Consider the following 14,222-nt stretch of genomic DNA (forward strand, 5'->3'; position numbering starts at 1 on the left):
CATGAACAATCGGCGTTTCTACCGGGGTCGCCACTCTCTACAGGAGGATACCGGTTTTCTACCCGCACAACTCGCGCCGCTACATGACGAGTCGAGCTTTCTACATGAACAATCCACGTCTCTACGGCAATCACCACTCTCCACACAAAAACGCAACGCTTCCTATCCACTAATCCCTCCCTATGGATTCACCCACCCCATTCAAGGGTATAACTCTAACAAAGCAATCAGTATAAAGGAGTCGATCACCGTGGCGTTTGATTATGATTTGGATTACGAAAACTTGGACTTGCGCAAGCAGCCGGAGCTGTACCGCGTGGGCAAGGGTGAGCAGGGCGTGCTGTTGGTGGAACCGTACAAGAGCGAAATTTTGCCTCATTGGCGCTTTAAGACGCCGGAGATTGCGCAGGAGTCGTGCGATAAGATTTCCGAGATGTTCGAAGAATACCGCAAGCAGGATGATTTTGTCGGGATGGATATGGCGCGCAAGTTCATCCAGATGGGCTATACGCGGGCACGCCGCTACACCAATTACAAAGGCGGCCGCAAATACAATGAAGACGGCAGCATCAAGGAGCGCGACATCGATCCGGTGAAGGCGGAGTCGGCGGCAATCTTCAAAAAGCGCTGGGACGAAATCCGGGAAGACGAGGATTACTTGAAGCGCAAAAAGAAACACCAAAAAGAATTTGGCTGAGCTGCATCTTTTATTCCACTAAAGCGTCAAGTAGCTTGAGAACAACTTACAGAAAATGGGTGATGGGATGAAGAAGATCGTATTGGCTGGAGGCACAGGATTTGTCGGACAGTATTTGGAACAGAAATTCACAGACCAGGGGTATCAGGTTGTCATTATTTCACGGCAGCCCGGCCATTTGAATTGGAGCAACCATACCGGAATCGTCAACGCGTTGGAAGGCGCTGAGATGGTGGTCAATTTGGCGGGGAAATCGGTAAACTGCCGGTATACTGAAGCGAATAAACGCGAAATTTTCGATTCGCGGATGGAGACGACGGAAGCATTGGGAACCGCGATTCTGGCTTGTGACAATCCGCCTCCGCTTTGGATTAATTCCAGTACGTCGACGATCTATCGCCATGCGGAAGACCGGCCGATGACCGAAGCGAATGGGGAATTCGGCAGCGGTTTTTCGGTGGAGGTCGGCAAGGCGTGGGAGCAGGCGTTTTTCTCGTTTAAGCTACCGAACACTCGTCAGGCAGCGCTGCGCCTGTCGATTGTCCTCGGCAAAGACGGCGGTGTCATGACGCCTTATGAAAATATGGTGCGTTTTGGACTAGGTGGAAAACAAGGGAATGGGCGCCAAATGTTCAGCTGGATCCATCTGGAAGACGTTTACCGCATCATCCTGTTTATCCGCGACCATGAAACCATCAGCGGCGTCCTCAATACGACATCGCCTGAACCGGTCACCAACCGCGAATTGATGAAGCAGCTGCGCCAGACAATGGACCGGAAAATTGGGTTGCCGGCAACAAAATGGATGCTGAATGTGGGTGCGGTGGTTATCGGAACAGAGCCGGAACTGATATTGAAAAGCCGTTGGATTTTGCCGGAGCGGCTGCAGCAAGCTGGATTCAAGTTCACTTATCCTACACTCGACAAAGCACTTCAAAACATCCTTCACGATTAAATCGAATAGATCGATAGCACCAGAAAATTCTGCGGAAGCCGAATTTTGCTGGTGTTTTTTCTTTTATTTCGTTAAATTGTCTTTATTTCGAGATAGTTAGGTTTAGGACGATTGCCTTAAGGAAATGCCAAAGGAAGGGGGTGGCAAATTGACCATAGACGAGAAATTGATGACTGGCATACTGAACCGGGACCAACAAGCCCTGGCGGATTTATACGACCGATATCACCGCATCATCTGGAATATAGCGCGCCAAACCGGTTCAGATCCATCCGTCTGTGAGCAGCTTGTCGCCCACGTGTTCCGCACGGTCTGGACCGAGCCGCAGAACTTCATGCAGAACCGCCAATTAGTGGCGCTGCTGATTGACTGCTGCCGTTCGCACCACACGGATGCCCAGATAAAAATATGCTTGTGAAAATGCTCCACATCTCAGCCGGCACGCTGGCAGGAGGTGTTTTTTATTGAAGAAAAAATTGCAGTGCATCAAAGTTGACGGACCCCGCCAATCGGAGTAGCTTAAAGGCAGTGCAAAAGATTGTTCCATTTGGAACGGTTCGAAAATGAAAGATGGTGGAACAGATGGATGAACAAAAAGAAATGGATGCCTCGATGCAATTGATGCTGTCCTTTGCCCATGTGCAGAAAAACATGGTGCGTTTCATTCAAAAGTCGGCTGCGGAAAAAGGACTGTCCATTCCGCAATATTCGATTTTGATGACGATCATCAACTGCAAGGAAATGACGCAGAAAAATATCGGGGAGAAGACTTTCCTGCCGAAAAGCACTTTGAGCCAGGCGGTGGATGGGCTGGTCAAAGAAGGCTTTCTCGATCGCCGGCAAGTCGAGGACAACCGCCGCGAAACCCTGCTGGCGCTGAATGAAAAAGGGCAGGCTTTGGTGGACGAACTGCATCTCCAGGAAGATGGCCTGCATCAGGTCTTCAAAGCGGCTAGTGAACAGTTTACGGATGTCCAGGTAGAAGAGCTGCTCGATGCCCACCGGAAAATTTCGGCTTATTTAGCGGATGTAGAATTAGAGGTGACTGCAAAATGATCAAAATCCTGAAAAACCTGAATCCTTATAAATGGGTCGTGGTGGCGGTTGTCTTATTGGTATTCGGCCAGTCGATGGCGGAGCTGTTCCTGCCGACCTTGATGGCGGACATCATCGATAACGGTGTTGTCAAAGGGAACATCCCCTATATCTGGGAAATCGGCGGCTGGATGCTGCTGGTTTCCGCGATCGGCGCCGTTGCAGCGGTTTTTGCCAGTTTTTATTCGGCTAAAGCAGCAATGGGCATGGGCCGTGACCTGCGGCACAAGGTCTTTAAGCATGTCGGCCAGTTTTCGCTTCAGGAATTCGATGAAGTGGGAACCGCCTCGCTGATCACCCGTACCACGAATGACATCACCCAGGTGCAGCAAGTCGTCATCATGATGCTGCGCATGGTCATCAGCGCACCGATCATGCTGGTCGGCGGCGTCATTATGGCGGTCTCAAAAGACGCCCAATTGTCTCTTGTCATCATCGGCGCTATGCCGGTATTGGCTATCGCAATTTTGCTGATTCTGAAATACGGCATGCCCTTATTCCAGGAAGTCCAAAAGCGGCTCGATGGCCTGAACTTGGTGGTGCGGGAAAACCTGACGGGCATCCGTGTCATCCGCGCTTTCAACCGCGAGCCGGAAGAAAAAGCGCGCCTTCAAAAAGCCAACCGTGAACTCGCAGATGTCTCCATCAAGGTCAATAAAGTCATGGCCTTCATGATGCCGGTGATGATGCTGGTCATGAATATGACCGTCGTCGCCGTCATCTGGTTCGGCGGCATCCGCATCAACAACGGTGCCATGCAGATCGGGGATTTGATGGCTTTCATCCAATACGTCATGATGATCATGTTCGCTTTGGTGATGGCATCCTTCATGTTCGTCATGGTTCCGCGCGCTGCGGTATCGGCGAAACGCATCAACGAAGTATTGGAAATGAAACCGGCCTTCACGGACGACGGCACCGCTAAAGCGGACCGCACGCGCGGCACGCTGGAGTTCGAGGACGTTACCTTCTATTATCCGGGAGCGGAAGAACCGGCGCTGTCGAATATCAGCTTTACGGCCAAACCGGGTGAAATCACCGCTTTGATCGGCGGGACGGGCTCCGGCAAGTCGACGCTGGTCAACTTGGTGCCGCGCTTTTACGACGTCAAGAGCGGGACGATCCGTGTCAACGGCGTCGATATCCGCGAAGCTTCACAACAGGAAATCCGTTCGAAAATCGGTTTTGTGCCACAGAAATCGATCTTGTTCACCGGAACGATCGCGGACAATATCCGCTTCGGCAAACAGGATGCGACGCAAGCGGAAATGGACCACGCGGCTAGTATTGCGCAAGCCACAGAGTTTATCGATCAAATCGAAGGCGGCTACGCGGCTGAAATCGAGCAGGGTGGCTCCAATCTTTCGGGCGGCCAGAAGCAGCGCCTGTCGATTGCGCGTGCTTTGATCCGCAAGCCGGATTTGTATATATTCGACGACAGCTTCTCGGCGCTCGATTTCAAGACAGATGCCAAGCTGCGCAAAGCTTTGAAAGATGAAACAAGAAACGCCACGGTGCTGCTGGTCGCTCAGCGCGTCAGCACCGTTGTGGACGCAGACCGCATCATCGTGTTGGAAAAAGGGAAAATGGTGGGTATAGGCACACACGAAGAACTCTTGAAATCCAATGAAGTCTACCGTGAAATCGCCTTATCCCAATTGTCAGAGGAGGAAATCGCATGAGCAAGATGGGACCTCCTCATGGCGGAGCGAATATGCCGGCAGAAAAAGCCAAGGATTTCAAAGGTACATTCCGCCGCCTTGTTTCTTATTTAAAACCGCGCCGTAAAAAATTGGCGGCGGTCTTCCTAGTCGCGATACTGAGTACCGTATTCGCCATCGTCGGACCGAAAATCATGGGGATGGCGATCACCGAATTGTTCGAAGGAGCTTACGGACAATTGCAGGGAGTTCCTGGCGGCGGCATCGATTTTGGTGTCATCGGCCAGATTCTCGCCATTCTCGCCGGGCTGTATCTGTTCAGCAGTTTGTTCAGCTACATCCAGCAATACATGATGTCGACAGTAGCGCAGGATACGGTCTATGACCTGCGCCAGGACGTCAATAAAAAACTTGAGAAACTGCCGCTGAGATATTTTGATGGCCGGCCAAACGGTGAAACCTTGAGCCGTATGACCAATGACATCGATACCATCGGCAGCACGCTGCAGCAAAGCTTGACGCAGTTCATCACCTCCATCGTCACCATTGTCGGGATTCTCGTGATGATGCTGACGATCAGTCCCTTGTTGACCTTAATCGCGGTTGTATCGTTGCCGCTGTCCCTGTTCGTCATCGGACCGATTTTGAAGAGATCCCAGAAATACTTCAGCAGCCAACAAAAAAATCTGGGCCGCCTGAATGGCCATGTCGAGGAAATGTACACGGGCCATCAGGTCGTCAAAGCGTTCGGCCATGAAGCCAAATCCAACGAACAATTCGATGCGGTCAATGAAGAGCTGTACGATGCTGGGCGCAAAGCCCAGTTCATCTCGGGGATCATCATGCCGATGATGACGTTGATCGGCAACTTAAGCTACGTGCTGATCAGTGTTGTAGGCGGCATCCTGGTGACGCAGCGTGCCATCTCCATCGGGGATATCCAGGCGTTCATCACCTATTCCAAGCAATTCACGCAGCCGATCACCCAAACAGCGAACATCGCCAACATCATCCAGTCGACAGTTGCCGCCGCTGAGCGGGTCTTCGAATTGCTGGACGAAGAAGAGGAAGTCAAGGAAGTGACCACTTCTGTCCTGGCACGTGCGAAAGGCGCGGTCGCTTTTGAAAATGTCGACTTCGGCTATGGGGACAATCTGTTGATCGAGAAAATGAACATCGACGTTCAGCCGGGGCAGACGGTTGCGATTGTCGGGCCGACCGGTGCCGGCAAAACGACTTTGATCAATCTGTTGATGCGCTTCTATGAATTGAACGGAGGTCGCATCACCGTTGACGGCTTTGATTCGCGTGAGATGTCCAGAAATGAACTGCGCCAGAACTTCGGTATGGTGCTGCAGGATACGTGGCTTTTCAATGGCACGATCCGCGACAATATCGCCTACGGAAAAACCGGTGCGAGTGAAGAGGAAATCCTCGCTGCGGCAGAAGCGGCGCACGCCGATCACTTCATCCGCACGTTGCCGGACGGCTACGATACCATCCTGAACCAGGAAGTCTCGAATATTTCACAAGGACAAAAGCAACTGTTGACCATCGCCCGAGCGATTCTTGCCGATCCGCCGATCATGATTTTGGATGAAGCGACTTCGAGCGTCGATACACGGACGGAAATCTTCATCCAACAGGCCATGAACCAGTTGATGGAAGGGCGCACAAGCTTTGTCATCGCGCATCGCCTGTCGACTATCAAAGACGCCGACCTGATCCTGGTCATGGATCAAGGGAAAGTCATCGAGCAGGGCACGCACCAACAACTTCTCGACAAAGACGGCTTCTATGCCGATCTGTACCACAGCCAGTTTTCAGTGGAAGTGGCTGTATAAAATGAAAAAGGTCCACCGGGCAGTGTTTGCGCGGTGGACCTTTTGCTATTCGTGGATGAATTTTTCTTCCGGCTTTTTGCGTGATTCCAAAGCGCGTGCCAGCCAGAAAATGGCACCGAGCATCAAAACGGCGCTGATGCCGAGGATGACCGCGTTCGGTGTTGCTTTCGTGTAGATATCCGCTAAATCGAAAATGGCGATCGATTCCGGCCAGGTCGGCGCCAGGAACATCGCAGCCGCCGCCAAGGAATTATTGATGATGTGCAACAGGATCGGAAGCAGCAGGTTGTTGGTCAGCAGATACAAAAGAGATGCGACGACGCCGAACAAGAACGCGCCGATGACATCGAGATGCAAGATGCCGAACAGCAGGCTCGAGATCAACACCCCGCCCCACACCGAGGTTTTGCCGATGAGCCGCTTCAGCAGCACGCCGCGGAACATGAACTCTTCGACGACCGGCGCCAAAATAGCGATGCTGAAAATCGTGAAGACGATATACCACGGTGTATCCGGGATCGGCAGCGTCTCCAGCATGAAATTGACCAGCCACGGCGCAATCGGCGCCAGCATAAATAGTTGGAACCAGAACATGGTAATCGAAAAGGCGATCGATACCACTACTAAGGAAATCAAAGCCGGCAGCCATTTCTTGACGCCGTTTAGAGACAGCACGCTCCAGACCGAGGTATTGTGCTTCCGGAAATAATAACCGAAATAAATTCCCGGCACCAAAACGTACAGCACCAATTGGCTGATGACATCAAAGGTAGTGTCGCTGACATCGAGGGCAATCAGGATAATCATGGTGGCAATCATCCCCAACACGGAAAACAAGATCAAATAGCGCGCCTTCATCTGCTCGAACATGGAGCACCGCCTTTCTTTTATTTTCATAAGAGGATCAGTTCAAATTATGTATATAGAGTATACGCCAATTCCTTCAGCAAGTTTCATTTTATTTGCGCCTATCTTTAGACAAAAGGGGGCGGCGCAAGGTATGCTTAAAGTAGTTTACCCGACCATTTAAGGGACGGGCAGAACGGAAGGATGATCTGAATGGCATTTCTAGACAAACTGAACCAATTGAAAGACAAGTCGATCGAAAAAGGCAAAGCGCATTGGGAAGAAAACAAAGACGACTACAAAGAAAAAGCCACCACCTACAAAGAAAAAGCCATGGTCATGAAAGACGACGTTGCGAATAAAATCAAAGAGAAAACAAAGAAATAATCGATGAGTTAGTTAGGCGAACGTCGCCTGGCTATTTTTTTGTGGAATTTTAAGTGTGTGCTACGGGGGAAATGTGAGGCTACATGAAGAATCGATGTTTCTACAAGCATTAGGTGGATCTCTACATGAAGTTTTGAGGTTTCTACATGAAGTTTTCGCGGTGCTACCGGAATAGTGCGAGGCTACATGAAGAATTGCTGTTTCTACAAGCATTAGGTGGATCTCTACATGAAGTTTTGAGGTTTCTACATGAAGATCTCACGCTGCTACCTGAACAGTGTGAGGCTACATGAAGAATTGCTGCTTCTACAAGCATTAGGTGGATCTCTACATGAAGTTTTGAGGTTGCTACATGAAGTTTTAGCGATTCAACCGGAATAGTGTGAGGCTACATGAAGAATTGCTGTTTCTACAAGCATTAGGTGGATCTCTACATGAAGTTTTGAGGTTTCTACATGAAGCTTCCGCGGTGCTACCTGAATAGTGCGAGGCTACATAAACAATCGATGTTTCTACAAGCACATAGCATATTTCTACCTGAACGCTTCGACTTTCTACATGACATTTCGCACTCCCTACGCGACATCCTTTCAAAACAGAAAATTCAGTCTTTATATTCTCCACTATTCAAGCCATAATAGAAGAAAGGAAAAGAGCGGAGGTCATGTGATGAGAAAGACCATCTTACCAGCCATCTTCTTTCTATTGATCCTACTATTGACGGCGTGCCAGGAGGAAGAGGCGCAACCGGCACCCGAACCGTCGCCGGAAGAAGAGCCAGCCGAAACGGTTGAATCGCCGGAAGCGCGGGTTGCGGAATTTATTGAGCTATGGAAAAGCGGAGACTTTCCAAGCATGCATACAAATTATTTGAATCAAGGTACGCAAAGGGTTTACGGTGAGGCGAATTTTGTGACTTGGCAACAAGAGCTTCACGAGCAGCTGGGAATCGACAATCTGGAGATTTCCTATACGCCGGTGGAAGGTGCGGAATGGACGAAAGAACAACCGGCGGATTTCCCGATTCAAATCGCGTTCGATACGGTCATCGGGCCGGTGGAATTCGAAAAGACGCTGACGCTGTTGTATGAGGCGCATGGGGAAGTGGAAGACTGGTTCGTTGAATGGGATCCTTCCTTCATTTTGCCGAACCTGGAAGCTGGTGATCAGGTGTCGACTCAAATTACCGAAGGGCCGCGCGGGGAAATCGTCGACCGGAATGGCCAAGCGATCGCTTCCAATAGCAGCGGCTATGAAGTCAGTGTCATCCCGGAAAACTTCGATACTTCCAAAAAGCAGCAGCTGGCGCAGTTGTTGGGGATGAGCGAGCAGGCCGTCGACGACAAGCTCAATCAACCATGGGTGCGGCCGCATTACGTCGTGCCGATTGCGCAGATCAAGGCGGATCAATCCACGCTGGATGAGCTGTTTACGATTCCTGGCACGACCCGCGTCGAAGTGGCGATGCGCAATTATCCGTATGGCCGGGCGCTGTCGCATATCAGCGGTTATATGGGGCCGATCACTGCTGAGCAGCTGGACGACTGGAGCGGCCAGGGCTATTCGACCGAAGCGCTGGTCGGCCGACAGGGCTTGGAGGAAATTCTGCAGGAACGGCTGCGCGGGGAAGCGGGCGGCCGCATCATCCTGGAGAAACAGCGGGAAAATGCCGTCATCACATCAGTTGAAAATGAACCGGTGCCAGGTGAAACCATTACGCTGACCATCGACGCTGAGCTGCAGCAGGCAATCTATGGTGCAATGAGGGAACAGGCGGGAACCAGTGCCGCCATCGATCCGTATACGGGAGAAACGCTGGCGCTGGTCAGCTCACCGGGTTTTGACCCGAATGAATTTATTCCAAACATCACCAATAGCCGCTTTCAAGAGCTTGCCAATGATCCGCTGCAGCCATTCTTCAATCGCTTTGCGGCCATTTATACACCAGGTCCGGTGATGCAGCCGATCACTGCGGCCATCGGATTGGAAAGCGGTACGTTAGATCCCGATGAAGGCCTCGAAATCACCGGCAAGTCGTGGCAGCGCTACCGTTCGTGGGGCGATTACCGGGTTACGCGGCCGCGCGATGACGTGCCGAACCCGATCGATTTGGACAAGGCGCTTGCCCATTCCGACAATATCTACTTTGCCCAGCAGGCACTCAACATGCAAAACGATGATTTCCGGACAGGCCTCGAAAACTTCGGATTTGGCGAAGAAATCGCCTTTCCGATCGAGGTGACACCGTCCCGCATTTCACAAAATGGCACATTCGGTTCCGAAGGCCAACTTGCCGGAACAGCTTCGGGACAAGGGCAGATGCAGGTCAACATTCTGCACATGGCGACTTTGTACAGCCCCATTTTGACCAGCGGCAAGCTCTACAAGCCGACCCTGTTCCTCGATGATGAGGACGAGCAATTATGGAATGAAAACTTGTTGGGTGCTCCGAATGCGGAGTTGCTGCAGGCGGGGTTAGGTAATGCCGGCAAAGAGCTCGGAGTAGAAATCGCCGGCAAAAGCGGCAGCGCGCGTGAAAGAAGCGAGCAGAACGGCTGGTTCGTCGGCTACAGCCTCGTGAACCCCGACATGATTGTCGCGATGATGGTCGAAGGGGAAGACGAGGTGGGTGAGTTGGTGGAGCAGGTGATCAAGGCGCGTGAATAGACAAGCAGCCAGGCGGATTGGAGCGCCTGGCTTTTTTGTGTTGTGGTGTGTGTCTCTACCCGGGTGTTCAGCGTTTTAACCCGGGTGTTCGGGGAGTCTACCCGGGTGTTTGCTGTCTTAACCCGGATGTTCAGCGGCGCAACCCGGGTGTTCGCAATCTATACCCGAGTATTCCAGCAATCCCCCATAAAAAAGCAAGCTGCCTCAAGGACAACTCGCTTCCATAACACCCATTATTCAAACCGCTGATTCTCCGGCGGTCCCAACTTATCGGTCAGAACCTCCAAAATATCATCAAAATATTTTCCTTCGTACCACATCTCCTTATACGAAGCGGAACGGATAATCGCTTTCGGCTCCACTTTCGTCACGTCAATCTGTGCCGTGTGGCTGGACCCCGTCTCCTCGATTTCCTTTTTCTTCTCCTGGATGAACGTCTCCATATCATCCGGCTCATAATGCTGGAACGTATCCACTACCTCATCAAAGAGCGGCATCGTGTCCTCCGGGCTTTCGAACAGCCAGGCATACCCCTCATTTTCATTAGCTAAGCGCAAAGTCAGTTGATATTCCAAAAACGCCATCTCCTTTTCCAAGCTATTTGCCGAACATGAAAATCGATTTTGCAAATAAACCCCGTGGCTAAAAGCAGTCATCCAGCAAGAAATTGCTGTATTAAGCTTATACCCGATTGTCCGGCCGACAGTCCTGGAAAATCAAAAAAACAGCTTGAATTTTGATCAGGAAATAGCGGATCGAGCCAATCAAAACGGAGGGACAGGAGGTTTGTTTTCGGAATAACCGGGTTTGTTTGCAGGAAGGCGCTATCCAAAACCCTGATTGGAAAAAGAAGAAAGAGTGCCCGAAGCACTCTTTCGCTAAAATCATTTCCAAACAATAAATGTCTAAATATTGTCAATTAGGTTGGGCGACTCATTATTTTTACCGGAAAGCGGCACGTGATACTGTATGCTTTTTGATGACTTATGCTATTATTTTTTATTACATAGAGAAACTGTTTTACCGCAGTGGATCAAAACGGATTTCAGCCACCAAGATGTTGATGGGGCTGGAAGGATTAAAAAGAGGAGGCGTCTGCATTGGGAAGGACTTAATGAAAATCGGAGAAGTTGCAAAAATGAGTGGAGTATCAACAAGAACCATCGATTACTATACAGTCTCAGGATTGCTTCAGAGTGAGCGTTCTGAAACCAACTACCGGCTTTATCCGGCTTCTGCTTTGCAGACGCTGGAACGGATCCAGCTGCTGAAGAAACAGCGTTTGTCGATTTTGGAAATCAAAGAAATCCTCGACGCGCCGGAAAGTCCGGAAACAAGTGAGCTGGTGGATGAAGTTTATGAAGAATTCGAATACCTGCAACAAAAAATCACGCGCTTGGAAGAGCAATTGAAAGATGCGCCAAGTTCCGTGAAGCTGCACATCAGCAAAGCGCTTGAGCATCAAGTGGCAGCCATTGCCGCCTTGGTCGCTTTGCTGTAACCAACTTTGGAGGTGAATCCCTTTTACAGGGAGAACACGTGGATATAGTTACCTTATTGAATTTAGCGTTATTAGTGATATTGATTGCCTTGACTGCCTTTTTTGTCGGATCGGAATTTGCGGTCGTTAAAATCCGCATGTCGCGGCTCGACCAATTGATTGCAGAAGGCAATAAAAAAGCAGTGATGGCAAAAAAAGTGGCCAGCGATTTGGACTATTACCTGTCCGCCTGTCAGCTTGGCATCACCGTAACGGCACTTGGGCTCGGGGCACTCGGGAAACCGACTGTCGAGCGGTTGATGTACCCGATCTTTGAATTTTTTGCAGTTTCCGATGCTATAGCATCTGCTGCTTCCTACGCGATTGCGTTCCTGCTAGTGACCTACCTTCACGTAGTGATCGGTGAAATGGCGCCCAAAACCTTAGCGATTCAATTCGCTGAAAAGATGTCCTTGCTTTTAGCGCCATCGCTTTACTGGTTCGGGCAAATCATGAAGCCATTCATCTGGGCATTGAATGGGGCAGCCCGCGTTCTGTTGAGGCTTTTCGGCGTTCAGCCGGCAGGACATGAACAGGCTTATTCAGAAGAAGAACTGAAAATCGTCATGGCCCAAAGCTATCAAGGCGGAGCTATCAATGAAACCGAGCTTTCCTACATGGAAAACGTCTTTTCATTCGATGAACGAGTGGCCAAAGACATCATGGTGCCGCGTACCGAATTGGTGACGCTGGATAAAGACATGCCGTTGAAAGAAATCATCGAGATTTTGGATGAGAACAATTATACACGCTATCCGGTAACGGAAGACGGCGACAAAGACCGCGTTCTCGGTTTTGTCAGTGCCAAGAAAATGCTGCCACATATCGTTGCAGGGCGGGACTGGCAACTGGAAGAATTCATCATCGAACTGCCGACCGTCTTTGAAGCGACCGGGCTGCAGAATGCACTGCTTCATATGCAGAATGCCCGCGTCCACATCGCTTTGGTGGCGGACGAATACGGCGGTACCGCCGGGATGATTACGATGGAAGATATTTTGGAAGAAATCGTCGGCGAAATCCGAGACGAATTTGACGCCGATGAAGTCCCGGAAATCAGCAAAATCAATGAAGACCAATACATGATCAATGGCCGTGTCCTGCTGAAGGATCTCGAGGATCGCTTTGGCTTGTCATTTGATGACAGTGAAGAAATCGATACCATCGGCGGTTGGATTCATTTCAAGAGCGTGGGGGAAGTTAAGCCAGGCGAAACAGTCATGGAAGGCCAGACTTTGTGGACCGTTATGGAAATGGATAATCAGCAGGTCAAGCAAGTCATGTTCCATAAACAGCCGAAAAATTAATGCAATAAGCTGGATTGGAAAATATCCAGTGCACCCTAAAAATATATGGAGGTGAATCCCTCAGTTGAGGGATACAACTTGGATGGACAAATAGTGATTAACTTAATACTTGTAGCGTTGCTGATCATCGCAACCGCATTTTTCGTCGGTGCCGAATTCGCCATTTTGAAAGTGCGGATGTCGCGGATCGACCAATTGATAGCAGAAGGCAATAAGAAAGCTGCACGGGCAAAAGAAGTAGCCAATCATTTGGACTACTACTTGTCCGCCTGCCAGCTGGGGATTACGGTGACCGCCTTGGCGCTTGGTGCGTTAGGGGAGCCGACAGTTGAACGTATGCTGCATCCGCTGTTCGAAGCCTTTGAAGTTCCGGCAGCATTATCAACTGTCCTTTCTTACGCCATTGCACTGAGTGTCGTAACATTCCTGCACGTGGTCATCGGAGAATTGGCGCCTAAAACTTTGGCGATCCAGTATGCCGAAAAAATGACCTTGCTGCTGGCACCGCCGCTGTACTGGTTCGGAAAAATCATGAACCCCTTCATTTGGCTGATGAATGGATCGGCACGCCAGTTCCTTCGTTTATTCAAAGTGGAGCCGGCCGGCCACGAAGAAGCCCATTCAGAAGAAGAACTGAAACTGATCATGGCGGAAAGCTACCAGAGCGGTGAGATTAATCAAACCGAATTGACCTATCTGAAAAACATTTTCGCTTTCGATGACCGCATCGTCCGTAATATCATGATTCCGCGGGAGAAAATAGTCACCGTCGATAACAACCTGAACCGTGATGAACTGTTCAAAGTCATCGACGCGCACGAATACACTCGCTACCCGGTCACCGAGGCTGGCAATAAAGACAAATTAATCGGCTTCATCAACACCAAAGAATTGTTGACGAGCATGGCGGCGGGACGTGTACAAGAGCCGGAATCGTTTATCCATGAAATGACAAGCTTCACTGAAACAACACCGATACAAAAGGTTCTAACAAAAATGCAGCAAAGCCGGACACATATGGCGGTTGTCACAACAAAAGACGGCACCATCTCCGGGCTTGTGACAATGGAAGACATCCTGGAGGAAATCGTCGGGGAAATCAGCGACGATTCATATGAAGTGGAACCAACCTGATTGGAATAAGGGAGGAGAGGGGCCTTAGGGTTTCTCTTCTTTTTTTGCGTTATATGGAAAATTATTGATATAGTAGATAGAAAAGAATC

13 protein-coding genes are annotated in these 14,222 nt (G+C 50.2%); 11 read left to right on the plus strand and 2 right to left on the minus strand.

Annotated features, from left to right (window positions below):
• Positions 1-250 precede the first annotated feature (250 nt).
• The 6 genes from Q0785_RS02905 to Q0785_RS02930 all read left to right on the plus strand — a co-directional run bounded on the left by Q0785_RS02905 (position 251) and on the right by Q0785_RS02930 (position 6,252).
• A complete protein-coding gene (locus Q0785_RS02905; protein ID WP_298825186.1) occupies positions 251-697 on the plus strand; it encodes a DUF4385 domain-containing protein in 447 nt (148 codons plus the stop codon).
• Positions 698-764: 67 nt separating this feature from the next.
• Positions 765-1,652 (plus strand): TIGR01777 family oxidoreductase, encoded by an 888-nt coding sequence (locus Q0785_RS02910; RefSeq protein ID WP_298825189.1) that lies wholly within the window; start codon positions 765-767, stop codon positions 1,650-1,652.
• A gap of 148 nt (positions 1,653-1,800) precedes the next feature.
• On the plus strand, positions 1,801-2,070 hold the full coding sequence (locus Q0785_RS02915) for a hypothetical protein (protein ID WP_298825192.1): 270 nt from the start codon (positions 1,801-1,803) through the stop codon (positions 2,068-2,070).
• Between the two features lie 164 nt (positions 2,071-2,234).
• On the plus strand, positions 2,235-2,708 hold the full coding sequence (locus Q0785_RS02920) for a MarR family transcriptional regulator (protein ID WP_298825195.1): 474 nt from the start codon (positions 2,235-2,237) through the stop codon (positions 2,706-2,708).
• Positions 2,705-4,429 carry an ABC transporter ATP-binding protein gene (locus Q0785_RS02925; RefSeq protein WP_298825197.1) on the plus strand — a complete coding sequence of 575 codons (1,725 nt, stop codon included), beginning with the start codon at positions 2,705-2,707 and terminating at the stop codon, positions 4,427-4,429. The genes Q0785_RS02920 and Q0785_RS02925 overlap by 4 nt, the downstream gene beginning before the upstream one ends.
• Positions 4,426-6,252, plus strand: coding sequence for an ABC transporter ATP-binding protein (locus Q0785_RS02930; protein ID WP_298825200.1), 1,827 nt, complete (start codon positions 4,426-4,428; stop codon positions 6,250-6,252). Before Q0785_RS02925 ends, Q0785_RS02930 begins: the two co-directional genes overlap by 4 nt.
• Positions 6,253-6,297: 45 nt before the next feature.
• On the opposite strand, the gene Q0785_RS02935 is transcribed toward Q0785_RS02930, so the two are convergent.
• A complete protein-coding gene (locus tag Q0785_RS02935) occupies positions 6,298-7,122 on the minus strand; it encodes a type II CAAX endopeptidase family protein (protein WP_298825203.1) in 825 nt (274 codons plus the stop codon).
• A gap of 189 nt (positions 7,123-7,311) precedes the next feature.
• Between Q0785_RS02935 and Q0785_RS02940 the strand changes: the two genes are divergently transcribed.
• Positions 7,312-7,485, plus strand: coding sequence for a hypothetical protein (locus Q0785_RS02940; RefSeq protein WP_298825206.1), 174 nt, complete (start codon positions 7,312-7,314; stop codon positions 7,483-7,485).
• A 669-nt stretch (positions 7,486-8,154) separates the two neighbouring features.
• Positions 8,155-10,152, plus strand: coding sequence for a penicillin-binding transpeptidase domain-containing protein (locus Q0785_RS02945; RefSeq protein ID WP_298825209.1), 1,998 nt, complete (start codon positions 8,155-8,157; stop codon positions 10,150-10,152).
• Positions 10,153-10,385: 233 nt separating this feature from the next.
• Here Q0785_RS02945 and Q0785_RS02950 read toward each other — a convergent pair whose 3' ends face one another.
• Positions 10,386-10,727 carry a hypothetical protein gene (locus Q0785_RS02950; protein WP_298825212.1) on the minus strand — a complete coding sequence of 114 codons (342 nt, stop codon included), beginning with the start codon at positions 10,725-10,727 and terminating at the stop codon, positions 10,386-10,388.
• 539 nt (positions 10,728-11,266) lie between these two features.
• On the opposite strand from Q0785_RS02950, the gene Q0785_RS02955 reads away from it, so the two are divergent.
• The 3 genes from Q0785_RS02955 to Q0785_RS02965 all read left to right on the plus strand — a co-directional run bounded on the left by Q0785_RS02955 (position 11,267) and on the right by Q0785_RS02965 (position 14,133).
• Positions 11,267-11,653, plus strand: a complete 387-nt coding sequence (locus Q0785_RS02955; protein WP_298825215.1) for a MerR family transcriptional regulator — start codon at positions 11,267-11,269, stop codon at positions 11,651-11,653.
• Between the two features lie 38 nt (positions 11,654-11,691).
• Positions 11,692-12,999, plus strand: a complete 1,308-nt coding sequence (locus Q0785_RS02960) for a hemolysin family protein (RefSeq protein WP_298825217.1) — start codon at positions 11,692-11,694, stop codon at positions 12,997-12,999.
• A gap of 78 nt (positions 13,000-13,077) precedes the next feature.
• A complete protein-coding gene (locus Q0785_RS02965; RefSeq protein WP_298825219.1) occupies positions 13,078-14,133 on the plus strand; it encodes a hemolysin family protein in 1,056 nt (351 codons plus the stop codon).
• The last annotated feature ends 89 nt before the right edge of the window (positions 14,134-14,222 follow it).

Origin of the sequence: uncultured Planococcus sp. (genome assembly GCF_947501725.1) — a bacterium.
GTDB classification, from domain to species: Bacteria; Bacillota; Bacilli; order Bacillales_A; family Planococcaceae; genus Planococcus; species Planococcus donghaensis_C.